Raw genomic sequence first — 24390 nt, forward strand, 5'->3', positions numbered from 1 at the left:
ATACGCCGCAAAAATACAAGGGTTGTCCATCCTTGTCGAGGGTTTGCCCAACCCTCTCCTTAATAAGGAGAGGGGATGGGGGTGAGGTTTTTCGTTTTTTATAAGTCTATGACGCACCTAAGGCATAGACTAACACAACGCGGCTGTTGCACACTCGGGGGAACCCTTTGTAGTCGCCACAACACTGTTGATCCCCATTGATGTATATCTTAAGGGGGATTTTCATCGTGTTTATGGTTAATATAAGGTTATGAATACATCGGTTTTTACCGTATATTCAGTCCATTTTTGAAAGTTGTAGTTGAGAAGTGCCATTGCCCCTAAAATCGGAGATAAAGTGCTGATTCTACGTCCAGCATATGTGGCTGGACGAGTTGGAAAAGTCTTTGCCAAAGAAGTTTTATCAGGCGATTATCCTAGTGAACGCTGGCTCATTCGGGTGGATTCAGAAGACATTGTCGTGTCTTTGAACTCAAAAGAGTTTGAGGTCGTCAACGATGATTTTGAGATATCTTAGGTGATGTCTGATGATGATTCGTTGCCAATTCCCAATTCTTTTCTGCTGCGTTTGAGCTGTTTCCAAAGTGCCTTGATATTTTCATAAGCTTCGTGTGGTGCTAGTTTCCCTGAGGTTTCTAAACAAGTGATGTAGCTAACCTTCTGAGAAAATTCTTGGAGATTGGCGTTAAACACTAAGTTTTCTGGCTTGATTTGACCGTAGTAGCGAGCGCGAGGGTAGAGAAGTTTTTCTTTGTCTCTTTGATGAGAGTGTTCCATGAGTGTACTTCCTATTTATAATTTACTTTAATACCATTTAATCTAAATTTAATTAAAGTAACTTTTATAAAAATTTAGCTTACAAATGCTTACGTATATTTTTCCTAAACCTCCACAATACCAACTAAGTGAGTAAAAAGCAAAAATGAGAGCTTGTTGTTTTGATTCATCTATGCGCTAGACTGATCTACTCTTCATAAGTTTTTTCAACAATTCCATCAAAGATTCGTTTTTTAACCTAAACTTAAGATTAAAATACGAAAATTCGAGAGAATAACCGTACTTAACTAAGGTTCTTAAAACTATAACATGGCAGCATCAAACACAATCTAGCGATTTGGGAGAGCTTGTTTCCACTCAAGACGCTGGTCGATGCTTGGGTATCTGTTCTAGCTTCTTGGTGGGTGTGCAATGAGTGATATGTTTTTCAGTCCAAACGATTGGCAGAGTGTAGTTTTCCGGCTAACCATAGCTCTACTCATTGGTGTTGTGATTGGTATGAACCGTGAGCGAGCTGGTAGACCTGCTGATTCGTCTGGTAGTTCCTGATGTGCTTTTGATTGCCTCAGGTGGATGATATGATGTATTACATATCGTAAAAGCGCTAACACTGCGAGCAGACATTGCTGAGTTAGTGATGCCTTTTTTGCAAGCGGCTTCCCAAAGAGAAGCCGCTGTTTACGCTTTAGCTAAAGTGTTATTTGCCGAAATCATCACGGTGCTATTTTGTACTGGTAACGCTACACTAGAACAACTGAAGTGTTCAAAAAGTTTACGACAAATAAAAGGTAAGAATTCAGCACTCAGAAGTCAGAAGCCAGAATTTATAAGGAGTCTATTATTGGTATATTCATTTCCTCAAATGTTCTCCTGATTCTTTAACTATTCTGACTCCTGAATTCTGGCTCCTGAATTCTTACAATAAAAGAAAAATAAAAACCCTTAGTTTTTAGGTTATTGGGTAGTAAGAGTGAGGAATTAAGTGGAAATATTAAGAAGATACGAAGTGATTAGTCCTCAGTCTAATGACTAATGGCTAATGACTAACAATTAATGACTAATGACTGATAAAAAATATGCGTAATTTTCTCAAACAAACTTTTGCCAGCCTACTCGGAAGCCTATTGGGACTGTTCATTTTCTGCGGTGTGGGAACGACTGGACTGTTGTTTCTACTGTTTGCAGCAGCCTCATCCAAAGATGTCGGTCCTGTTGTGAAAGATAAATCAGTGCTGGTTTTTGATTTGTCTACAAACATCACTGATGGTCAGCCAAGTTCTAGTGAATTGCTTCAAAATGCATTATCAGGTGACGATAACAAAAGAATCTCACTCCACACAGTTCTGGAGGCTTTGGACAAAGCACGGCGTGACAAACGAATTGTTGGTATATACTTGGATGCAACTGACGCCACAGAAGGTAGAGTCACAGGCTTTGCCACCCTCAAGGAAGTCCGTCAGGCGTTGGAAAAGTGCCGTGCTGCTGGGAAGAAGATTATAGCATATGGGATGGATTGGGGGGAAAAAGAATATTACTTAAGTTCTGTGGCTGATAGCATTGTGGTTAACCCCTTAGGAGGAATGGAAATCAATGGTTTGAGCACTCAGCCAATGTTCTATGCTGGGGCTTTGGAGAAGTATGGTGTTGGTGTTCAGATTGTACGGGTAGGTAAGTTCAAAGGAGCAGTTGAACCATTTATACTCACAAAGCTGAGTCCAGAAAACCGCGCACAAACTCAGGAATTGTTGAATGATGTTTGGGGAGAGTGGCGTGCTACGGTAGGAGCAAGTCGCAAAATAAAACCGCAACAGTTGCAGGCGATCGCAGATAATCAAGCTTTGTTGTTAGCAGATCAAGCCAAAGCGAATCGCTTAGTTGATAAAGTAGGATATTTTGATCAGGTGGTTGCGGATCTTAAGCAGTTGACCAACAGCGATAAGGAAGATAAGACATTCGCTCAAATCAGCCTCAAAGATTATGCCGGAGTTGCTGGAAAGTCTTTAGCTGTTGAACGCAACTCGAAAAATAAAATTGCGGTGGTTTATGCTGAGGGAGAGATTGTCGATGGACAGGGAGATGATGGAGATGTGGGGGGCGATCGCTTTGCCAAAATTTTCCGTCGGTTACGCCAGGATGAAGACGTCAAAGCTGTGATCCTGCGGATAAACAGTCCAGGTGGTAGCGTTTCTGGTTCTGAAGTAATACAAAGGGAAGTACGGCTGACTGGTGAAAAAAAACCCGTTATCGTGTCGATGGGTAATGTCGCCGCTTCTGGTGGCTACTGGATTGCTACAGATTCTAAACGCATTTTTGCTGAACCTAACACAATTACAGGTTCGATAGGCGTGTTTGGACAAATTCTTAATTTCCAAAAACTGGCAAATGACAATGGTGTGACCTGGGATGCAGTGAAAACTGCCCGCTATGCTGATACTCAAACTGTTGCTCGCCCTAAATCTCCCGAGGAATTGGCAATATACCAGCGTAGTGTTAATCGAATTTACGATACGTTTCTTAACAAAGTCGCCCAAGGTCGCAAACTTCCCAAGCAAAAAGTCGCTGAAATTGCTCAAGGACGAGTTTGGTCTGGTGCAGCAGCAAAGAAAATAGGTTTGGTGGATGACATTGGTGGTTTGGATGCTGCTGTTAAATACGCAGCTACTGCCGCAAATCTGGGAGATAATTGGCAATTACAAGAATATCCCAAAGGAGGCAATCTCAGAGAACGCTTTTTTGGACAGGTGAGTGAACAAGCACGAACTGTTTTAGGCGTGGATAAAGTGCAACTCAAAGCACCAGATCCGTTGATGAGCGAATTCCAAAAACTGCAACAGGAATTAGCAATTCTGCGGAAGATGAACGATCCACAGGGTATCTATGCTCGCTTACCCTTTAACTTGAAGATTGAGTGATATAGCAGGGAATAGGGAACTCTGAACAGTGAACAGTGAACAGTAAACAGTGAACAGTAAACAGTGAAAACTGATAACTGATAACTGACGACTGGTAACTGGTAACTGGTAACTGGTAACTGGTAACTGATAACTGGCAACTCCTCTCCCTCACTCCCTGACTTTCTCACTTTCCCATCTCCCGACCTCCTCATCTGTGCAAAAAGAGTTAACATCTGAGCTGGTGACAAGAACAGTATGGACGTGTAAAGTAGTTATGGACTACTTACCATTCATGAGATTTTATGCAACTGCCTAAGGACATAAAAACCAAACGTCTTTTGCTTCTTGTCGTTTCCTGTAGTTTGGCTGGTGTGATTGTCGGAGGTACCGCAAATTGGGCAGAGAGCAATTCCTGTTTGCAAGCCAGCACAGTTACGAATGAATGTCTAACCCAGGATCAAACGACCAAAACTATCGAGGGAATGAGCACTGGTTTGATAGTTGGGGCTGGGGCAGCTTTTGGTGCAGCATGGCAACATCGGCATGAAGATTGAAAGAGTTTGCTGATTTATGGTCTCGTAGCTAGCTGCCTTTAAGCGCAGTTGCAAACCCATTACTTATACTTAACTGAATCAGGAAACAGATTTAAACTTAAAATAATAGCGATGAATAAACCCGGTTTTTTGGAGAAGCCGGGTTTTTGGGCGTTGAACATATTTACATTGACATACTTATTCACTTCACAAAAATTTATGGAAAAGGCTTCTAATTTATTAGTTAAACTTTCACGTCGTTTATTTCACAACTTAGATGAACAAGAGATATTTGTTGAAACTTTAATTCATCCCAAACCTTTTCATCCCTGTATTCTTTGGTGTCAAGAAAAGCCTAAAAATTCTCCCTTTTCTGTAGAAACACCGACAGTTTGGCAACCACAATTCATAGACCGTTTATCACTTGGAGAAAGACCAGGTCAACATCCCCTACATGAACAAGGATATTTTTATTGTCTAGATTTTTCTTCTGTGTTCGCAGCTTCCATTTTGTTAACAATTCCTAGCCCTGTTAAATTAGTTTTTGATATGTGTGCTGCGCCAGGAGGCAAGAGTATCTTTGCTTGGAAAAGTTTACAACCTGAATTGTTAATCAGTAACGAAGTCATTGGCAAACGCTTGGGAATGTTAATTTCTAACTTAAAACGTTGTCAGATTAACTCCTCTGTCGTAGTTAGTAAAGATTCTAGTTTGTTTGCTGAAAGAATACCTTTTTCTAGTCATTTAGTTATAGTGGACGCCCCTTGTACCGGACAATCTTTACTTGCTAAAGGGGAAAAAGCACCTGGATGTTTTCATCCAACTGCTATTAATAAAAGTGCCAATCGGCAAAAAAGAATTCTAGCAAATTCTGCTCAAATAGTTGCACCGCAAGGGTATCTCGCTTACATGACTTGCACTTATTCTCCAGAGGAGAATGAGGAGGTTTGTGAATGGTTTTTAAAAAGATTCCCTCAGTTTCAGGCAGTTGAGATTAATCATTTACAAGGTTATCAGTCGCATTTAACTTCTGTGCCTTCTTATCGGATGTTTCCTCAAGATAGGTTGGGTGCAGGTGCGTTTACAGTTCTGTTTAAAAATACTGAAGAGGGTGAGATAAAGGAGATATATGTCGAGACTTTATCAGCAGTTTGGATGAATATAGCAATAAGATCCCGAACTTCGTAAAAGTTGTCGGGGATCTGTGGCTTTCAATTCTCACAAATCAAATAGGAAAGGCAATAGCATATTTATGCTAGCCTGTCTAGGCTCGTCAGTTGTACTGTTGATTAACCTCCTCATTAGTGGATACCGAATCTTTTGTCGTGATATCTGCAATAAATTTTCTTTTGGTTTTATGTAAAACTAAATATTGTGAGAACTTTACCAGGTAGATAAGTTGTTTACCAATCAAGCTGGTGAGAGTTAAGTGAAATCCGTGCATCAGGCACTGACGAAATGGCTCAGATACAACATTTTCAGAACATATAGCCGCATTCTCAGCTAATTTTAAGTCATTTATCAGCGCTAGTTCACGAACAGAAATCATTCTAGTAAACAGGGTATGTCATCATTTCATAACTCGATGACAGAGTTCTTTAGCAACTCAACAACAGCAACACTGGAACACATTCATCACACGATACAACACAAATTTTAGCAATTATGGCAACTTCAAACAGCAACTCACAAATCAACAAAACTGAGCAAGAATGGCGTGAAGAGTTGACACAGGAACAGTTTTGTGTATTGCGTCAACATGCTACAGAACGTCCTCACACCAGCCCACTCAATAAGCAGTATGCTGAAGGCACTTATGTGTGTGCTGCGTGTGGTCAGCCACTGTTTACATCTGGAACTAAATTTGACAGCGGTACTGGCTGGCCTAGCTTTTTTAACCCAATTGAGACTGCAATTGGCACATCTGTAGATAAGTCGTTGTTTATGACCAGAGTTGAAGTGCATTGCAATAACTGTGGTGGACATTTGGGTCATGTGTTTGACGATGGTCCCGCACCCACTGGTAAACGCTACTGCATTAACGGTGTTGCTCTAAAGTTTATCCCACAAGAGTAATATACCTCACCCGCCTCCGGCACCCTCTCCTTATTAAGGAGAGGGTTAGCGTCAGATAAAGCAGGAATCATAACTTTACCTTGCACATCATGCTCCCTTTGGGTTACATCCATTGGGAGCATCGCCATTGATGACATTTCCTAGTTCTTTTCCTGGCATTATTTTACCAATCTTCTTGGTAATTGTGGGGTAATCTTGGTACGATTCTACCAACCGCAATTTCATTAAAAGAAGATCTCTGTAAGTCCAGCTGTGTTATGAAAAGAAGACAATTTTTTCCCTTTATCAGCATAGTCATTGCTAGCTTGCTTTTGGCACTTAGTTTGCGATTGTTTGATCCATCTGCTGTGGTAGCACAATCCAAGGTTGACCTCCTCGTATCTGCAGCCGCCAGTCTTAAAGATGCGATGGAGGAAATCAAGACTACATACCAACAAAGTAAACCAAATATCAACCTGAGTTACAACTTTGGTGCTTCCGGTGCTTTACAGCAACAGATAGAGCAAGGTGCACCCGCAGATGTCTTTATCTCAGCTGGGAAAAAGCAAATGGATGCCTTGGAACAAAAGGGGTTATTAGTTCAAGGAACCCGTACTAACTTGGCAAACAATAGTCTAGTTTTGGTTGTGCCTAGTAACTCTACAGCTGTCACCAGCTTTAACACTCTCACAGATGCCAAAGTGAAGAAAATTGCGATCGGCGAACCCAGAAGTGTTCCTGCAGGTCAATACGGTGAGCAAGTTCTGGAGAAATTGAACCTTTTGCAGCAAGTCAAACCCAAACTTGTTTACGCCAACAACGTGCGTCAAGTGCTGGCATCTGTGGAAAGCGGTAACGCTGATGCTGGTCTTGTTTATGCAACGGATGCCAAAATCTCTAATAAGGTAAAAGTGGCAGTTGTCGCTGATGACAAGTCCCACTCCCCGATTGTTTATCCAATGGCAGTGCTCAAAAGCAGTAAGAATGTTGATGCTGCCAAGGAATTCGTCCAGTTTTTAACCAGCGAGCCAGCTCAGACTGTACTCAAGAAATATGGATTTATCGTCCAACCTGCAAAAGTACCTGCAATGAGCCGTTAAACCCTGGAGTTTAGTTATTTGGTTTTAAAAACGTAAGAATTCAGCACTTGTTGAGTCAGAAGTGAGCCAGCGCGGACGCCACATGCCTAGGGAGGGAAACCCTCCTCATGCGCAGTGGCTCGTCTTGGGGAGGACAGTGCCGGGGGTAGTCTCCGAGGTCTTGGGGGTTTCCAACGCCAGATACCAAGTGAGGGAGACCCTCATCAAGTACTGGCTCCCCATGTTAGCGGAGCGACGAGCCGTAGGCTGCGACTGCCGAAAGGGTCTCCCGACTTGAGACATCTGGCGTGGGCTTGAACCTTCAAAGGCTGGATAATAGGGGTGCACCACCAGGAAGATCGCACGTTATACCCTTTCACAAAAATCCTGATACATTTGACTCCCCCTACTCCCCCTACTTCCCCTACTTCCCCACTTGCCCACCATGTTCTAACTTTAAAGTGAAACGGTATTACCCCTACACCCTTACACCCCTAGACCCCTACACCCTTAGTTTTAGTCAAGCTTCTGATAATCGATCTTGACAATGGCGACATATAATAGTAGGTGCGTCAACGAGTACATACTCAGCTAATAGTTTCTGCGCTCCTTCATTATGTTGCCTAAACCCAAAAAGCATTGGACACCCTCACATTGGGCAAGTTGGAAGCCCTTTGGTATTGGCGAGCAATATCCAAATAACTACTGGGAAGTTTTTCGTGCCATTTGGCTATCTCGTCACAAGTTGCCTTATGCGTGGAACATCCTGAATAAGGGTGTTTGTGATGGTTGCGCTTTGGGGACAACCGGGATGAAAGATTGGACAGTAGATGGAATTCATGTCTGCAATGTCCGATTGCGGCTTTTGCAGATGAACACAATGCCAGCTTTTGACCCTGCAATTTTGGCGGATGTCTCTGCGTTGCAGACAAAAAAGAGTGCTGAACTACGCGAGTTGGGACGGCTTCCTTACCCAATGATCCGCCAGAGTGCAGAAAAAGGCTTTCGCCGAGTCAACTGGGATGAGGCATTGGAAGCGATCGCCAGTCGCATTCGCGCCACGACGCCAGACCGCTTAAGCTTTTATATTACCAGCAGAGGCACCGTCAACGAAACATACTACGCTACTCAAAAAGCTGTGCGGGCGATGGGAACCAACAACATTGACAACGCCGCCCGTATCTGTCATTCTCCTAGTACCGCTGGTCTCAAAAGTGCAATCGGTGCTGCTGCAACCACCTGCTCTTACAAAGACTGGATTGGCACAGATTTATTAGTTTTCATTGGCTCAAACGTAGCAAACAATCAACCTGTCACCGTTAAGTATCTGCACAATGCCAAGAAGGCAGGTACAAGAATAGTCGTGATTAATACCTATCGCGAGCCAGGGATGGAGCGATACTGGGTTCCCTCAATTCCAGAAAGTGCTTTGTTTGGTACTAAGTTTGCTGAAGATTTCTTTTTGGTAAACATGGGCGGGGACATGGCATTTTTGAATGGGACAATCAAGCATATGATTGCCAACGGTTGGGTAGACGATTCGTTTATCAACCGCTACACTGCTGGATTTGATGAGCTTAAAGCTTTCCTTGAAACTCAATCTTGGGAAGAGTTAGAGCGGCTTTCAGGAGCGAAACGCGATGAAATGTATGCTTTTGCCAAAATGGTTGGAGAAGCAAATAAAGCTGTCTTTGTCTGGAGTATGGGTATTACCCAGCATGAGTGTGGCGAAGACAACGTGCGAGCTATTATTAACTTGGCTCTTACCAAAGGTTTTGTTGGTCGGGAAGGTTGCGGTTTGATGCCCATTCGCGGTCACTCTGGGGTACAAGGTGGTGCAGAAATGGGATGTTACGCGACAGTCTTTCCAGGTGGTAAGCCTATTATCCCAGAAAATGCTGCTCAGTTGAGCAAACTCTGGGGCTTTGATGTGCCAGTCACAAAAGGTTTGATTGCTCCAGAAATGATTCATGCAGCATCTGAGGGACAGTTAGACGTGTTGTTCTCTGTAGGTGGGAATTTCTTGGAGGTTTTGCCGGAACCTGATTATGTAGAAGATGCCCTCAAACGGGTTCCAATGCGAGTACACATGGATATTGTTCTTTCTAGCCAAATGCTTGTGGAACCAACAGATACTGTGGTGCTGTTACCTGCAACAACTCGCTACGAAATACCAGGGGGAGTCACAGAAACCAGCACTGAACGCCGAGTCATTTTCAGCCCAGAAATTCTTGGTCCCCGTATTGGAGAGGCGCGTCCAGAGTGGGAAGTGTTTATGGAATTGGCAAGGCGGGTGCATCCTGAGTTGGCAGACAAGTTGACTTTTGTTGATACTGCTGCTATGCGTCAAGAAATTGCCCAAGTTGTCCTGCAATACGCTGGAATTCAACACCTCAAGGAAGCAGGCGACCAGTTTCAGTATAGTGGTTCACATCTGTGCTTTGGCTGGAATTTTCCAACTGCGGATGGTAAAGCTCATTTTGCGGTGGTGTCTCGTGGAGAGCGAGAATTACCAGAAGGTTGCTTCCTAGTAGCTACGCGTCGAGGTAAGCAGTTTAATTCTATGGTACAAGAGCGTAAGGATGCGATTACAGGGGCAGTACGCGAGGCGGTTTTGATCAATGAGGTAGATGCCAAACACTTTGGATTGAATGATGGTGATGTAGTTATTCTGACAAACGAGCTTGGTAATTTAAAAGGAAAAGTGTACACAGCACCCATAAAACCAGGAAATTTGCAGGTACATTGGCCCGAGGGGAATGTGTTGCTGGATAAAAGTAAGCGATCGCGCGAAGGAGTGCCAGACTATAATGCTGTGGTGCGGTTGGAAAAGATTTAAGGTTATTTGGAACCACAGATGCACCAGCGTTGGACGCAGACACTCGGCGGGTTTCCTGATGAAGTTTGTAGTTGAATAACTCGGCGAAGCGCCGAGTGACCCCCTCCACAACGTAATTTCATACTTAACTAATTAATAAGTCGCAGTTCAATTTTGGACAGTTTGTTTCCAAGGGTAATAGATAGGTTGTAGCACGTGGCGTGCAGATAAAAATCGTCACATCAACAATTTTTATCACCATCAGCGTCGGAGATGATAATTTGCTAAATGTGAGCGGCAAAATCGACCTCTATCCGAGTCATTGCAATAGTTGGAGCCACAATCAACGTCGTGGAAAGGTGGGAAGAATGAATTAGATTTTGCTAAAAAATTTATGTTAGACTATGCCCACAGAGGTTAGACATTACTTTCACTCGTGACTTAACCCTCTTCAGGTTTGCTTCTACCACAAAATGCAGCAGAATTATTATTCTTGCTGATTTCATGCGAACAAATCTTTAAGAGGACAGATTCATGGAATCAAAAGACACGACATTCGAGCAGCAGGTATTTGAACTAACGAACCAAGAACGAACCAAGGCTGGTCTTCAACCATTGCAAACAAATGCCGAGTTGAACTATACTGCCGATAAATATGCACAAACGATGTCAGAAAATCGTTTCTTTAGTCATACTGGACAGGATGGCTCTCAACCTTGGGATCGAGCTAAAGCAGTTGGCTATGAAGCTCAAACAATGGGGGAGAATATAGCTGCGGGTCAAAAAACACCTGGAGAGGTTGTTCAAGCTTGGATGAACAGCCCTGGACACCGAGCTAATATCCTTAGATCCCAATATAAAGATCTTGGCGTTGGTTTTGAGAAGAACTATTGGGTTCAAAACTTTGGTAGCGGTGATACGAACCCCGCTAGCTATATACCAGGCTCTGAATCTAACACACAGATACCATCCAACCCCACCCCTCCCTCGGAACCAGTCTCCACGCCAACTCCACCGGGAGCTACTTCCAATCCTACCACTCCCTCGGAACCAGTCTCCACGCCTACCCTTCCCTCGGAACCTGTTTCCACGCCAACTCCACCTGAATCTACTTCCAATCAAGGTGGTAGTCCTAACTCGAATCAGACTATCCCTAAGCCTCCGATATCTTCTGACTCTTTTGAGCCTACAGCGTACGAGCAGTATATGCTCGAATTGATTAACCGAGCTCGCGCTAATCCTCAGGCTGAGGAACAACGTCAAAATATTCCTCTGACACAGGGACTCAGTCCACAAAGTATTTCTTACGAAGCGAAGCAGCCTCTAGCTTGGAATACCACGCTGTCTAAAGCGGCACAAGACCATAACAAGTGGCAAGAGCAAACTGGTACAATCTCTCACTATGGTGACGGTGGCTCGCCTTGGGAAAGGGCTTATAAAGCTGGCTATGATATGACGGCTCCTCAGAGTTCGCAGGCGAACGAAAACCTCGCTATGGGAGGTGGGTCTACACCCAAAAGTGCAACTCAGTACGCTGAAGAAAGACATAATAGCTTGTACGGAAGCGGTGGACATCGTGCCAACTTCTTCAACTCAGACTGGAAAGAGGCTGGTATCGATTTCTTAGGTCAGCAAGCTAGTGATGGCCAAAACTTGACAAAATCATCAGTCGTTGAGTTTTTTGGAAAACCTGCATCAGACAATACCTTCTTAACTGGGGTAGCTTATAACGACCTAGTTAAGGATGATGACTTCTACACTCCTGGAGAGGGGTTAGGAGGCATTAAGGTCGAGGCAGTTCGTCAGTCAGACAACAAATTGTTCACAACTCAAACCTCCAGTTCAGGTGGTTATCAAATGGCACTTGAACCTGGAGATTATAAAGTTACCTTTTCAGAGGGTAAACTCAACGAGGCAATCACAAATACAGCAAAGATTGACTCGAAAAATGTCAAGCTTGACTTGGTCAGTGACAAATTGGTGAACGGCATTTATCATTCAAGCGACTCCCTTACCGGAGGAGATCCTAGTGACATACTTACAGGTCAACAAAGTGATGGCATGGGCTACGACAGGCTTGAAGCCGATCCTGGATATCCTACTTTTGTAGCTAGTCAGGGTGAAAACGTTGACTTGATCAAAAATTTAGTAACCAATGTTGGAAACACTGAGCCATTGCCAGGGCTTGGGATGGACAAGTGTTTGCCAATTGAAAATGGGATGTTTAATCATACTAAGAGTTTGATTGCAGCACCAGGAAACACAATACCAACTCCAAGCTTAGTGTAAGCAGCATCATGGGTTAGTATTTGTCTTAAGTTAGTTCAACTCGTGGTTGCGCTACGCGCAACCACACATTTTTTCATGAGCGATCACGGGCGATTGCCCAAAGGGCAGACGCGACGAGCGCGTATCGCACCACTGGGTAAGTCTGAATCACCCAGACGTTTATAACCCGCAACTTGGATTAGTGAGCTGATGGCAAATCTGCTGTAGGTTTTCGTTTACCCAACAGCAAGAGGAGGGGTAATGTTACCAAAAACGCGACTCCAACAATCCAAAAGATATCTTCAAATGACAAAATCTGAGCTTGGGTATCAATCGTTTGATTTATGATTTGGAGTGCTTGTTGATGTGCTGTTGCTGCATCCTCTCCACGATTTTGTAAAGCGCTTTCCAGCATTGATAGACGTTGATTGGTCGCATCATCGTAGGGGGTGACATGCTCAACCAGAATTTTTCGATGGAATGCTTGCCGTTGCGCTAGCAATGTTGTCAGCACCGCAATTCCAATACTTCCACCCAACTGGCGGGTGAGGTTATAAAACCCTGAACCGGCAGAGATGTCTTGCTTGGGTAAAGGACCAAGGGCTGCTAAACTCAAAGGTAGAAACATCATTACTGTGCCGACACCCCGCCAAAGTAGGGGATAAAACAAGTCATCGCTACTTGTATCTGGGTTAATGCCTGCAAGCTGAAACATGACTAAGCTGGTGAGAATGCCTCCACCAGCAATAATTGCACGGGGATCGATTTTACTTGTGATTTGTCCAAGCATCAGCATAGTTACGGCAGATGCTAACGCACCAGGAAACAGCAGCATCCCGGTTTGAGTTGCCGTGTAATGCAGTACGCTTTGAGCAAAGATGGGCACTGCAAATAAAGCACCATAAAGTCCCATTCCTAGCACAGCAGAATAGAGACTTCCAGCAGCAAGCGAACGGTGTCGCAGGACTCGCAGATTTACTGCAGGACTATCAGTAGTCAACTCGTGCCAAATGAACAGCACTAGCCCAATCACACTAACAATTGCCAGTGTGGTAATAAAACCAGATTCAAACCAATCTTCCTTTTCTCCCTCCTCTAGGAAGGCTTGCAGACAACCGAGTGCGATCGCCCTTTGGGCGGCTCCCTGCTGGAGCATCGCCAACAATCCAATCCCCAACCAATCCACTTTATTGCTGATTGGTTTGTGGTTTTTGTCATCGCCTGGCAAGAACGTTAAAGCCATCACCACAGCGAGAATACCAAACGGCAGGTTAATGAAGAAAATCCACCGCCATCCTAAATTATCGGTCAAGAAACCTCCCAGTGTAGGACCAATCGCTGGACCTGCAATCACACCAACCCCAAAGATTGCTTGTGCTAACCCCTGTTGACTGGGTGGAAATGTCTCAAACAAAATTGCTTGTGCCTTTGCCAATAATCCACCCCCACAAAGTCCCTGCAAAATCCGCGAAATAATCAGCATGGGGAGATTCACAGCAAATCCACATAGAATAGAGGAGATAGTAAAGCCAATTAGAGAAAAGATAAAGTAAGTCTTGCGCCCAAAATAGTCGCCTAGCCAAGCAGTCAACGGAATCAAAATCACGTTGGCGAGTGCATAGCCTGTCACAACCCAACCAATTTCGGTGATAGTTGCTCCCAAGCTGCTTTGCATGTCTGTCAAAGCAACATTGACGATGCTTGTATCAATGACTTCCAATATAGCACCGAGGGACGCTGTGATGGCGATCGCCCACTTCAGCCACCCCGGTTCAGCCTTGTCAGATGCTTTATGTCGAGTTTGAGTGCGAGCCATAGATAATGATGAAACCTGAAAAATTAAATTTAAAAATGAAATTCAAAAATTAAATAACAGCTGTACTGATACCTCGCACAAAAATATCAACGCAAGATTCGAGGTAGTCTTGTTTGGTGTAGCTTAATGAAGTAGATGGCGCATTGCGCCGTAACATTCCTGCAAGCAGCATCCCTGTAAACATATCAATAGCCACTGCTGGATTCACATCTGTTCGCACTGTTCCTTTTTCCTGACCATTTTGCAGATAAGCTATAAGCTTTTCCTTGACCGGCTTGGTAGCTTCTTGCATCACGCGTCGCGCTGCTTCTGGATGTCGTTTGGCTTCCCCAATGAAAGTGCGGATTAAGTCTTCTGTTGCTTCCAGCATGGTGTTGTAAAGCTGGGCGAAATGTCTTAAATCCGTCCACAAGTCATTAGTCCATTCCTCTGGTTGGGAAAGGGTTTCTGTCTGAAGTGCCAGCGCATTCTCAATAACTGCACCCAACAGTTGCTCTTTACTGGCAAAGTGACGAAATAAAGTGACTTCGTTAACGCCTGCAACACGAGCAATTTCACGGGTTGTCGCGCCATGTAATCCTTGCTGAGCAAAAACTTGCATGGCAGCTTGAATTATCCGGGTACGCGTAAGGGCGACAGAACGAGCAGTTTTGTTCATCATTTTGTATGCAAGTGCTTACTTACATTATAGTGATACTTGGTTTAAAGTGGGTTGGCGAAGAGAGAGGCTTGTGAGGCTTGTCGCCAGATATGGCGTTTTTCAGGCTATATTTAAATGACGGCAAGTTGCAGTTTTATCAGTTACCAGTTACCAGTTACCAGTTATCAGTGAGCCAGCGCTTGATGAGTGTTTCCCGACAGAGGCGACTGGCGAACCCGAAGGGTTACCAAGTTAAGGGGGGTTAAGAAATCGCTGACTCTGTTCACTGTTCACTGTTTGAAAGGTAGAGGAAATAAACTTGTCCTGAAAATCATGGAAGTACAACCAAGGGAGATTAGGAATTACCTCACAGATGACGGGAGAAATACTTTTTCGGAGTGGTTTGATTCTCTGCGAGATAGAAGAGCAAAAGCTAAAATCAGAGCAAGGCTTGACCGAGTGGAACAGGGTAATTTAGGCGATTATAAGTCAGTTGGAGATGGAGTTTTTGAACTGAGAATAGATTATGGTTCTGGCTACCGGATATACTTTGGGCAAGAAGGGTTAACAATTATTATTCTTTTGTGTCGTGGTGATAAAAGCACTCAATAAAAAGACATTCCCAGAGCGAAGGAATATTTGGAAGACTATAGGAGTAGAGATGATGCCTAGAAGTACAAGCTATCACGAAAAACTGATTTGGGACCTCAAAGATCCATTAGAAGCAGCAGCTTATATTGAAGTTGTTTTAGAAGAAGGCGAGCCGAAAATGTTAGGTAAGGCGCTGAAAAATGTGATTGAGGCACAAGGTGGAGTTGATAAACTTTATCCAGAAGTTAAGCAATTTTACGACAAACTTGACCAGATGTTATCCGAGAAAGGAGAAATTGAATTTTCTTGTCTAAGTGCCTTGCTGGATGCATTGGGATTGCAGTTGGCAGTAACAGTTAAGTCAAGGTGAGAATATTTTGGACTTTCTTCGCATTCACTTGTATCCACTCCGATGCAACTTGTCTGACTGCTGGGTTTGTTGCGGATCTTCCAGCCAACCATAAAGCCCCAAGAACGCATCGCGCTGCTATGAATAACGGGAGTTGCTGTTCAATTTCGAGACTCAGTTCTCTGTGCGATCGATATCCTTCAAGTAAGTTTGTTTTGATCACAAGATAATCAGACGTTGCCCAGTATATTGCTAAAGGTACGGCAAGATCATAAACATAATATCCCCAGCCCAAGTCATCAAATCGATGGGGATAATGGAGTGTCCATCATAGAGAGCATTACCAAGATGTAAGTCTCCATGAATCAGACCGAAGACGTTGGGATTTTGTCCAATCGTTGCTTCAATGTCCAACAGCCGATTATGGATTGCTTGAAAGTCATTGGCTGTTTCGCTGTCTAAATAACTATAGCCGAATGGTGCGTATCCTAAGGCTCCATTTGCACTGGTAAGCCCATTTGCATCAAGTGCTGGTCGTTTGAAATCCCTTGGTTTTTGCCATTCTGAGAGTTTATTGTGAATGTGGGCTATAAGCTGCCCAAGCTTTACGAATACATTTAAGTCACTATTATGAGAACCTATTGGTGGGTAATCAATCCATGAAAGTATTGAAACTGGCTTCGAGCTTCCGGAAGCAGTGCCAATCGATACAAAGTTACCCGAACGGTTTCGGATGGGTTTTTGATATGTATAATCATTGTAACTGCGAAGGTATTCGATGATTTTTGCTTCGCACTCAATGTCTTGTATGGTACAGTAGACTCCCCTATGCACACGAAGCAAGAAATTCCCCTTATTGGTAGATAATTTGAACGTGGTGTTTTCCCAGTGACGTAGCAGTTCGAGTTTGACTAAATCGAACTCATATTGATGGATTGCTAAATGAGCAATTTCAGAACTCAGGGTAATTTGCTTTTCTGTTGAATCAGGCGTCATAGTGAAATTTTAACGCTGCTAGGTTTAAATACACTTAACTCATCACTAATGACCAATGATTAAACATCCTGGAAGCAAGACCAAAACCACAACCTGGGTAGTAGAAAAAGCTCAAGTACGCCCTCGACAAGACCAACTAACCACAGAAGAACCCTTGGAAATTCGCCTTGTCTCTCCCCAAAAGACAGTAGCTGTGACCATGCGAACACCAGGGGCAGATTTTGAACTGGCTGCTGGTTTTCTCTACTGTGAGGGGGTTGTTAGTTATAAAGAAGACATTTTACGTATGAGTTACTGCGTAGATGATGTAGATGGCGAGCAACGTCAAAACATTGTAAATGTTACCCTTCGAGAGGGTTTGAATCCAGATTTACAGCCTTTGGAAAGACACTTTTATACAACAAGTGCCTGTGGAGTTTGTGGTAAGGCAAGTCTAGAGGCTTTGCGTTTACGGGGTTGTCCGGTTATTCTTCCACAACCCATTGTTACTGCTGAAATTATTTACAATTTACCAGATAAGCTGCGAGCGGCTCAAGGTATATTTAACGCTACAGGAGGTCTGCATGCTGCGGCTTTGTTTGACGACCAAGGACAGCTGCTGAACTTGCATGAGGATGTAGGGCGTCACAATGCTTTAGATAAATTGATAGGTTCAGCTTTGCTGAGTGAGCAGTTACCCTTAAGTCATCATATCGTAATGGTAAGCGGACGCTCTAGCTTTGAGATTTTGCAAAAGTCTACAGCTGCTGGTGTTCCAATTGTTTGTTCTATTTCAGCCCCTAGTAGTTTAGCAGTATCTGTTGCAAAGGAATTTGGGATTACTCTCATTGGATTTTTGCGAGGGGAACGTTTCAACGTCTACACTGGTCTGGAGAGAATAAGCGTTTTTAGGTGACCCACCAGAGGGATATTCAACACAAACCAGCTACAGCAGTTACAAGAGCAGAATAAGAACTTGACTTTATCCTTGAGATGACTTTTCAATACACTGATGCATTCGTCACTCTGGCAACTTTTCAGATAGAAAACTTAGTTGGTTTCTATACCCAATTTCTCGGTATAGAACCAACTACCTACATCCCAAATATTTATGCTGAGTTCCGACTTCCTAGTTTCAAATTAGGTATTTTTCAACCCAAACAAATCCATTTTTCTGAATTTGAAAACTCAGCTAAAAGTAAGGTGAGTTTGTGTTTAGAGGTGAGTGATTTAGAAAGTGTTATTGCTTACCTAAGCGTATTGGGGTGTTCACCACCAAAAGAGGTGATGACTGCTTCTCATGGTAGGGAAATTTACGCCTATGACCCAGATGGTAACAGGATAATTATACATCAGTCAAAGTAGATGTTTTATTCACTACTATTATGGCTAAAGTTTTACGCTAATTCGCTCGGGAGCGTGAAAGCTCCGAAGTGTGAGTCTCAATGGGGTTTTGGCAGTCCCCAGAGTCTCGCACTCTCCCCTAATACTGTTGTGAAACAGTTCTAGAAATAGTAAGGGGTAACTTCGTGAATACAGTTTCATGGGAGACTGGGCTAGACCGAAGAATCTGCGTGTCAAAAGAGCGCAGAGTGTCAAAGTAAGACTCTTGCAAATGTTAATGTCATGAAATTGAAACCATACACTAACACAAATGCACAGGGATGATTTATCTGTGTTAATCTGTCTACATATGTAGTTTTTAACAGTTATCAGTTATCAGTCAGCAGTTATGAATTTCATCGCTTGGGTAAAGACCCATCCGCCAGACAAATGATGGAAGGCGTTGATTGCGGCTCGGGCATCCTCCACTATACGCTGCTTAACTGTGTAGGTAGCTATTTACTATTTTAATATTTTTCTATTCAGTGATAGGTTACAATTTGCTAACACAACCTATAGATTTCATTTCATCAGTTTGCCAGTCAATAATCAACAGTCCTTCGTCATTTGACAAAGGACGAAGGACGAAGGATAAAGAATAAATGTCAATAACTCAAAACTATAAATTAAACCTTATTCAATGGTATCCAGGACACATCGCTAAAGCTGAAAAAAAATTAAAAGAACATCTCAAGCTTGTTGATGTCGTACTGGAAGTACGCGACGCCCGCATTCCTTTGGCAACACACCATCCCCGAATAGGAGAATGGGTGGCAGGTAAAACACGGGTATTAGTGCTAAACCGAGTTGATATGATTTTGCCACAAGTCCAGCAAGTGTGGACAAAGTGGTTCAAGAGTCAGGGTGAAGTACCTTATTTTACCAATGCCCAACATGGTCAAGGGGTGGCTGCGGTGTTAAAAGCGGCGCAAGCGGCTGGAGGCGCGATTAATGAACGTCGGAACAGTCGCGGGATGTTACCTCGTCCAGTCCGTGCTGTGGTGATTGGCTTTCCCAATGTTGGTAAATCAGCCCTTATCAACCGTCTATTGAAACGGCGAGTGGTGGAAAGTGCAGCGCGTCCTGGGGTAACTCGCCAATTGCGTTGGGTGCGAATTTCTGAGGAATTGGAATTGCTGGATGCCCCTGGTGTTATTCCTCTTAAGTTGGAAAATCAAGAAGCAGCTTTGAAGTTAGCCATTTGTGACGATATCGGTGACGCATCTTACGATAATCAAATAGTCGCAGCAACTTTAGTAGATATATTGAAAAATCTCCGAGTTAATACTGCTGATTTTATACCAGAGGAGCCGTTAGAATCACGTTACAAACTTGACCCGACTTCCCTAACCGGAGAAGAATATATGTTTGCTTTAGCAGAGTATCGTTATAAAGGTGACGTCGAAAAAACTGCACGTACGCTACTAACAGATTTTCGTAAGGGTTTCTTAGGTGAAATTCCTTTAGAGTTACCACCTGGATAAGCAGTAGGGCAAGATGTTGACCATACTCGCCAGGAGTTGATGGGTTGGGTAATCTATTTGTGGTCGTTGGAATGCTATTGAGAGTGCAATCTTTGAAAAAGTGAAAAGTGAACCCTGAATATATCCTTTGCTTTATCAATGCTGGCATTCTCTGCGTCCAGAATGGATTTTTATAAAGGTCATGACTAAACTGAAACTGCGCCTAAAAGAGGATAATTCTGAAAAAACGGTTACGGTGCATCAAGATGTTTTTACTATCGGTCGTTTACCACAATGTGATTTATATTTAGTCTCCGGAGGAGTTTCACGTTACCACGCCCGGATTATGAAAACTCCTTGCGATACGTGGACTATTGAGGATTTGGGCAGCAAGAACGGGACTCAATTAAACGAACATCTGATTAATTCTCCTCAACAGTTGCAAGACGGCGATATTATTTGGCTAGGGGATGTGTGTCTGACAATCGTGTTGAGTTCTGTTGACTCATCAATATTCAGTCAGGGAGTTGTTTCGCCAGGAATAACAATTCTTCGCGACGTTGAACAATTGCAACAGCAATGGATTCTCGCTGATAATGTCTGTGGTGATGTTGGCATCAAAGACAAAACGATCGCCCGCCTGAAAGACTTAGTCAATATAGCCAAAAACCTATCTGCTGCAGCTTCAATAGAGGAAATTTTCTCTCAAGTTCAAGAAGTCGTGTTTCGTTACCTCAATAGTATTGACCGTTTGGGATTATTAATTGATGTTAGTGGGTCTGGTAAACTAGAACTATTAAACGCTGCGACGAGAAATATCTCTTACCAAGAAGATCTGCCAGCTGATGGCAGTTGGATTAGTCGTAGTATATGTCAAAAAGTCTTCGAGGAAAAAGTTGCTATTCAAACTGCTGATGCTCAAAACGATGAAAGGTTTGCAGGAGAAAATAGTCTTCTAGTCAAAGGTATTCGTAGCGCGATGGCGGTGCCTTTATGGGATGAGAATAAGGTTGTTGGTGTTCTTTACGCTGATGCTCATTTGTCTTCTCATCATTGGGCAGAAGAAGGAGAAGAAGAACTGAGCTTTTTTTCTGCCTTAGCAAACCTTGTGGCTTCTAGTGTACAACGTTGGCTGTTGGCCGAGAAACTCAAAAGCGAAGAAGTCATTCGCCGAAGACTCGAACGCTATCATTCACCAGCAGTTGTACAGCAGTTGATCGCTGTTGGTGCATTGCCAAATGGACGTTTACCTCCACAAGAAAGTGAAATTAGTATTTTATTTGCTGATTTGGTCGGTTTTACGGCAATTTCAGAAAGATTGACGCCAACTGACATTGCCGACTTGCTCAATAATTTGTTTGAGGAGATGCTGCAAGAGGTGTTTGCTGGCGGTGGCACTTTGGATAAGTATATTGGCGATTGTATTATGGCATTTTTTGGTGCTCCTGAACCACAACCGGATCATGCCGATCGCGCTGTCACTGCTGCTATGGGTATGTTAACTCGTCTGGAAAATCTTAATGCCAAAAATTTTTGGACCGAACCACTACAATTGCGAATTGCTATTAACAGTGGTAAGGCTGTGGTTGGAGATGTTGGTAGTTCTCAAAGGGTCGATTATACAGCATTAGGAGCCACAATTAATCTGGCTGCACGGATGGAAGCAATTTGCCCACCAGGTGAATGTGTTGTCAGTGAAGATACTTACACAATGCTGTCACAACCCTCGTCCTTCCTAGAAATGGGAGATTATCGTTTCAAAGGTATCAATCGATTAGTCAAGATTTATCGAACTAAGATGCACTAATCAAAGATTTTTTCTATAAAACTGCCAAAATAGGGCTATAAAGGTTATGATTTTAGGTTTAAGAGTTATTCTGACCTAATTTCATAATCCAAACCTAAAAAAGATATTAAATTTGAAATTTATTTTTGATCACAGTGTCACCTCCTGTTACAATCAACCAGGGTCAGTGAAATGCATACTCGCTTAGTGGAGATTGTAAGCATAAATACATAGAAAATATGTATAGGTTGTTTCAATTTGAATTGCAATTGAAAGTAGATAAGCATTTTTTGAAAGACTACAATTTGAAATGTAGCTTCCATAAAGGGTGTCTGCAACTTATGGATGCTACCCTAGGTAAATTTTTAACGGGGAGGTCAGGGTATGGCTATCGCCACAATTAATCCTGCAACTGGAGAGTTGCTGAAAACTTTTGAGCCATTAAACGATGCAGAAATCGCTCAGAAACTAGATTTGGCACAACAGGCTTTTGAAAAGTATCAGAAAATTTCTTTTCAAGAACGCTCTGTTTGGATGCAAAAAGCTGCTGACATTTTAGAGCAAGAAAAAGCAGATTTTGCCAAGATTATGACGTTGGAGATGGGCAAGCCTTTGAAAGCGGCGATCGCCGAAGTAGAAAAATGTGCCCAGGTCTGTCGCTACTACGCTGAACACGCTGCTGAATTTCTGGCTGATGTCACCGTAAAAACCGATGCAAGCCATAGTTTTGTCAAATACCAGCCATTAGGCATTATTCTCGCAGTCATGCCGTGGAATTTTCCCTTTTGGCAAGTGTTCCGATTTGTTGCACCTGCACTAATGGCAGGGAATGTCGGATTACTCAAACATGCTTCCAACGTCCCACAGTGTGCTTTAGCAATAGAAGAAATTATACACAAAGCAGGTTTCCCAACAGGCGTATTTCAAACTCTATTGATAGGTGCTGCCAAAGTTGCTGACTTGATGAGTGATGATCGCGTCAAAGCAGCAACGTTGACAGGAAGCGAACCAGCAGGGGCAAGTTTAGCCGCAGCTTCAGGAAAACAGATTAAAAAAACCGTCCTGGAATTAGGAGGAAGTGACCCATTTATTGTATTGGAAAGCGCAGACCTAGAAGCAGCAGTAGCCACCGCAACAACAGCGCGAATGTTGAATAACGGGCAATCATGTATTGCAGCAAAACGCTTCATTGTCGTTGAGACAATAGCAGACAAGTTTGAAAAGCTACTACTAGAGAAATTTCAAGCGCTGAAAATTGGCGATCCGATGCAAGCAGAAACTGACTTGGGTCCATTGGCAACTCCTGATATTATCAAAGACTTAGACCAGCAGGTGCAAGCAGGTGTTAAGAATGGGGCAAAAGTTTTAACAGGTGGACATGCTTTATCAGATCGTCCTGGTAATTACTATCCACCAACAATTCTCACGGATATTTCCCCAGATAATCCAGTGGCGCAGGAAGAATTTTTTGGTCCGGTGGCGATGTTATTTCGTGTACCGGATATTGACGCAGCGATCAGAATCGCAAACGCCACACCATTTGGCTTAGGCGCGAGTGCTTGGACAAAGAACTCCGAAGAACGCGATCGCCTCATCGAAGAAATTGAAGCAGGTTCGGTATTTATCAACGGTATGGTAAAGTCCGATCCCCGCTTACCCTTTGGTGGAATCAAGCGTTCTGGATATGGTAGGGAACTGAGTATCCAAGGTATACATGAGTTTGTCAATGTTAAAACTGTGTGGGTGAAATAACAAACCACATCAGGTGCAATCAACCCAGAGGAACAATAAGAGGAGATATGAACACAGCTGAATTACTCGTACAGTGTTTGGAAAATGAAGGAGTGCAATACGTTTTCGGACTCCCTGGGGAAGAAAATCTACACGTTTTAGAGGCGCTGAAACATTCTTCCATTCAGTTTATTACCACCCGTCACGAACAAGGTGCAGCATTCATGGCGGATGTCTACGGACGTCTGACAGGAAAAGCAGGAGTTTGTCTTTCGACTCTTGGTCCTGGGGCAACAAACTTGATGACTGGGGTAGCAGATGCTAACCTTGATGGTGCCCCCTTGGTAGCAATTACCGGACAAGTCGGCACAGATAGAATGCACATCGAATCCCATCAATATTTAGATTTGGTGGCGATGTTTGCCCCAGTGACAAAGTGGAATAAACAGATTGTCCGCCCCAGTATTACACCAGAACTTGTGCGCAAAGCATTTAAGCGGGCACAAAGTGAAAAACCCGGCGCAGTTCACATTGATTTGCCAGAAAATATTGCTGCCATGCCTGCAGAAGGCTATCCTTTGCGTAAAGACAACATCGAAAAAACCTTCGCTTCTTTTGCAAGTATTAGGGCAGCAGCCGCAGCAATTTCCCAAGCAGTTAACCCAATTATTTTAGTTGGTAATGGGGCGATTCGCGACCAAGCAAGCGATGCCGTCACACAATTTGCTAGTCAGATGAATATTCCTGTTGTTAACACTTTCATGGGCAAAGGTGTGATTCCCTACACTCATTCCTTAGCTTTGTGGTCAGTAGGATTGCAACAGCGAGATTTCATTACCTGTGGCTTTGATAGCACAGATTTAGTGATTGCTATTGGCTATGATTTGATTGAGTTTTCCCCCAAAAAATGGAATCCCGATGGGAGAATTCCCATTATTCATGTTGGCGTAACCCCTGCAGAAATTGATAGTAGTTATATCCCTAACGTTGAAGTCGTAGGAAATATTTCTGATTCCCTCTTTGAAATTTTAAAGTTTGCAGACCGGGAAGGTAAGCCTAATCCTCATGCTATCAGTTTACGGACAAATATCCGTGCTGACTACGAAGAGTATGCTCATGATGAGGGGTTTCCAATTAAGCCTCAAAAATTAATTTATGACTTGCGACAAGTGATGGGACCAGAAGATATCGTCATCTCAGACGTTGGCGCACACAAAATGTGGATCTGTCTC

General features: G+C 43.3%; 23 protein-coding genes and 1 pseudogene. 18 read left to right on the forward strand and 6 right to left on the reverse strand.

The genetic code is table 11. The features are described from left to right. The first annotated feature begins 301 nt into the window (after positions 1–301). On the forward strand, positions 302–517 hold the full coding sequence (locus DP116_RS02385; RefSeq protein WP_169153648.1) for a hypothetical protein: 216 nt from the start codon (positions 302–304) through the stop codon (positions 515–517). Here DP116_RS02385 and DP116_RS02390 read toward each other — a convergent pair. Continuing rightward, on the reverse strand, positions 514–777 hold the full coding sequence (locus DP116_RS02390) for a DUF7219 family protein (protein ID WP_169153649.1): 264 nt from the start codon (positions 775–777) through the stop codon (positions 514–516). The genes DP116_RS02385 and DP116_RS02390 overlap by 4 nt on opposite strands. A gap of 411 nt (positions 778–1188) precedes the next feature. Here DP116_RS02390 and DP116_RS02395 point away from each other — a divergent pair, with 411 nt between their 5' ends. The 6 genes and pseudogenes from DP116_RS02395 (at position 1189) to msrB (ending at position 6280) form a co-directional block, all read left to right on the forward strand. Continuing rightward, complete coding sequence (locus DP116_RS02395; protein ID WP_169153650.1) at positions 1189–1326, forward strand: MgtC/SapB family protein; 138 nt, start codon at positions 1189–1191, stop codon at positions 1324–1326. Continuing rightward, a pseudogene (locus tag DP116_RS28925) lies at positions 1307–1564 on the forward strand (type 2 isopentenyl-diphosphate Delta-isomerase); the annotation flags it as partial. The gene DP116_RS02395 and the pseudogene DP116_RS28925, both read left to right, overlap by 20 nt. Before the next feature lie 289 nt (positions 1565–1853). Then, complete coding sequence (gene sppA, locus DP116_RS02405; RefSeq protein WP_169153651.1) at positions 1854–3689, forward strand: signal peptide peptidase SppA; 1836 nt, start codon at positions 1854–1856, stop codon at positions 3687–3689. Between the two features lie 284 nt (positions 3690–3973). Next, positions 3974–4225, forward strand: a complete 252-nt coding sequence (locus DP116_RS02410) for a hypothetical protein (RefSeq protein WP_169153652.1) — start codon at positions 3974–3976, stop codon at positions 4223–4225. 198 nt (positions 4226–4423) lie between these two features. Continuing rightward, on the forward strand, positions 4424–5392 hold the full coding sequence (locus tag DP116_RS02415) for an RsmB/NOP family class I SAM-dependent RNA methyltransferase (RefSeq protein WP_169153653.1): 969 nt from the start codon (positions 4424–4426) through the stop codon (positions 5390–5392). Between the two features lie 477 nt (positions 5393–5869). Then, entirely contained in the window at positions 5870–6280 is a 411-nt protein-coding gene (msrB, locus tag DP116_RS02425) for a peptide-methionine (R)-S-oxide reductase MsrB (protein ID WP_169153655.1), read from the forward strand. A gap of 87 nt (positions 6281–6367) precedes the next feature. Here the strand turns inward: msrB and DP116_RS29905 are convergent, their stop codons facing one another. Beyond that, a complete protein-coding gene (locus DP116_RS29905; RefSeq protein ID WP_281357355.1) occupies positions 6368–6493 on the reverse strand; it encodes a hypothetical protein in 126 nt (41 codons plus the stop codon). Between the two features lie 44 nt (positions 6494–6537). On the opposite strand from DP116_RS29905, the gene modA reads away from it, so the two are divergent. The 3 genes from modA to DP116_RS02445 all read left to right on the forward strand — a co-directional run bounded on the left by modA (position 6538) and on the right by DP116_RS02445 (position 12445). Beyond that, positions 6538–7359, forward strand: coding sequence for a molybdate ABC transporter substrate-binding protein (gene modA, locus DP116_RS02435; protein ID WP_169153657.1), 822 nt, complete (start codon positions 6538–6540; stop codon positions 7357–7359). Between the two features lie 595 nt (positions 7360–7954). Next, the gene (locus DP116_RS02440; RefSeq protein WP_169153658.1) at positions 7955–10177 is read left to right on the forward strand and encodes an FdhF/YdeP family oxidoreductase; all 2223 of its coding nucleotides are present in this window, start codon (positions 7955–7957) and stop codon (positions 10175–10177) included. A 513-nt stretch (positions 10178–10690) separates the two neighbouring features. After that, entirely contained in the window at positions 10691–12445 is a 1755-nt protein-coding gene (locus DP116_RS02445) for a CAP domain-containing protein (RefSeq protein WP_169153659.1), read from the forward strand. Positions 12446–12623: 178 nt separating this feature from the next. Here DP116_RS02445 and DP116_RS02450 read toward each other — a convergent pair whose 3' ends face one another. Both DP116_RS02450 and DP116_RS02455 read right to left on the reverse strand, forming a co-directional pair. Further along, entirely contained in the window at positions 12624–14240 is a 1617-nt protein-coding gene (locus DP116_RS02450) for a DHA2 family efflux MFS transporter permease subunit (protein ID WP_169153660.1), read from the reverse strand. A gap of 49 nt (positions 14241–14289) precedes the next feature. Continuing rightward, positions 14290–14898, reverse strand: coding sequence for a TetR/AcrR family transcriptional regulator (locus tag DP116_RS02455; RefSeq protein ID WP_169153688.1), 609 nt, complete (start codon positions 14896–14898; stop codon positions 14290–14292). A 315-nt stretch (positions 14899–15213) separates the two neighbouring features. Between DP116_RS02455 and DP116_RS02460 the strand changes: the two genes are divergently transcribed. Further along, positions 15214–15492, forward strand: a complete 279-nt coding sequence (locus DP116_RS02460) for a type II toxin-antitoxin system RelE/ParE family toxin (RefSeq protein WP_169153661.1) — start codon at positions 15214–15216, stop codon at positions 15490–15492. Positions 15493–15544: 52 nt separating this feature from the next. Beyond that, positions 15545–15841 carry a helix-turn-helix domain-containing transcriptional regulator gene (locus tag DP116_RS02465; RefSeq protein ID WP_169153689.1) on the forward strand — a complete coding sequence of 99 codons (297 nt, stop codon included), beginning with the start codon at positions 15545–15547 and terminating at the stop codon, positions 15839–15841. Here the strand turns inward: DP116_RS02465 and DP116_RS02470 are convergent. Both DP116_RS02470 and DP116_RS02475 read right to left on the reverse strand, forming a co-directional pair. Beyond that, on the reverse strand, positions 15828–16043 hold the full coding sequence (locus DP116_RS02470; protein ID WP_169153662.1) for a hypothetical protein: 216 nt from the start codon (positions 16041–16043) through the stop codon (positions 15828–15830). The genes DP116_RS02465 and DP116_RS02470 overlap by 14 nt on opposite strands. A 29-nt stretch (positions 16044–16072) precedes the next feature. Then, positions 16073–16816: a phosphotransferase enzyme family protein gene (locus DP116_RS02475; RefSeq protein WP_169153663.1), complete on the reverse strand. Its 744-nt coding sequence runs from the start codon at positions 16814–16816 to the stop codon at positions 16073–16075. 55 nt (positions 16817–16871) lie between these two features. On the opposite strand from DP116_RS02475, the gene fdhD reads away from it, so the two are divergent. The 6 genes from fdhD to DP116_RS02505 form a co-directional block, all read left to right on the forward strand. Continuing rightward, complete coding sequence (gene fdhD / locus DP116_RS02480; RefSeq protein WP_169153664.1) at positions 16872–17711, forward strand: formate dehydrogenase accessory sulfurtransferase FdhD; 840 nt, start codon at positions 16872–16874, stop codon at positions 17709–17711. Positions 17712–17788: 77 nt separating this feature from the next. Beyond that, the gene (locus tag DP116_RS02485; RefSeq protein WP_169153665.1) at positions 17789–18160 is read left to right on the forward strand and encodes a VOC family protein; all 372 of its coding nucleotides are present in this window, start codon (positions 17789–17791) and stop codon (positions 18158–18160) included. A 620-nt stretch (positions 18161–18780) separates the two neighbouring features. Then, positions 18781–19662, forward strand: a complete 882-nt coding sequence (ylqF, locus tag DP116_RS02490; protein WP_169153666.1) for a ribosome biogenesis GTPase YlqF — start codon at positions 18781–18783, stop codon at positions 19660–19662. A 181-nt stretch (positions 19663–19843) separates the two neighbouring features. After that, positions 19844–21448, forward strand: coding sequence for an adenylate/guanylate cyclase domain-containing protein (locus DP116_RS02495; RefSeq protein WP_169153667.1), 1605 nt, complete (start codon positions 19844–19846; stop codon positions 21446–21448). Positions 21449–21811: 363 nt separating this feature from the next. After that, complete coding sequence (locus tag DP116_RS02500) at positions 21812–23179, forward strand: NAD-dependent succinate-semialdehyde dehydrogenase (RefSeq protein WP_169153668.1); 1368 nt, start codon at positions 21812–21814, stop codon at positions 23177–23179. A gap of 47 nt (positions 23180–23226) precedes the next feature. After that, on the forward strand, positions 23227–24390 hold a 1164-nt coding region (locus DP116_RS02505), incomplete at its 3' end, for an acetolactate synthase large subunit (protein WP_246275446.1).

It is taken from the genome of Brasilonema bromeliae SPC951, assembly GCF_012912135.1.
Taxonomy (GTDB): Bacteria; Cyanobacteriota; Cyanobacteriia; order Cyanobacteriales; family Nostocaceae; genus Brasilonema; species Brasilonema bromeliae.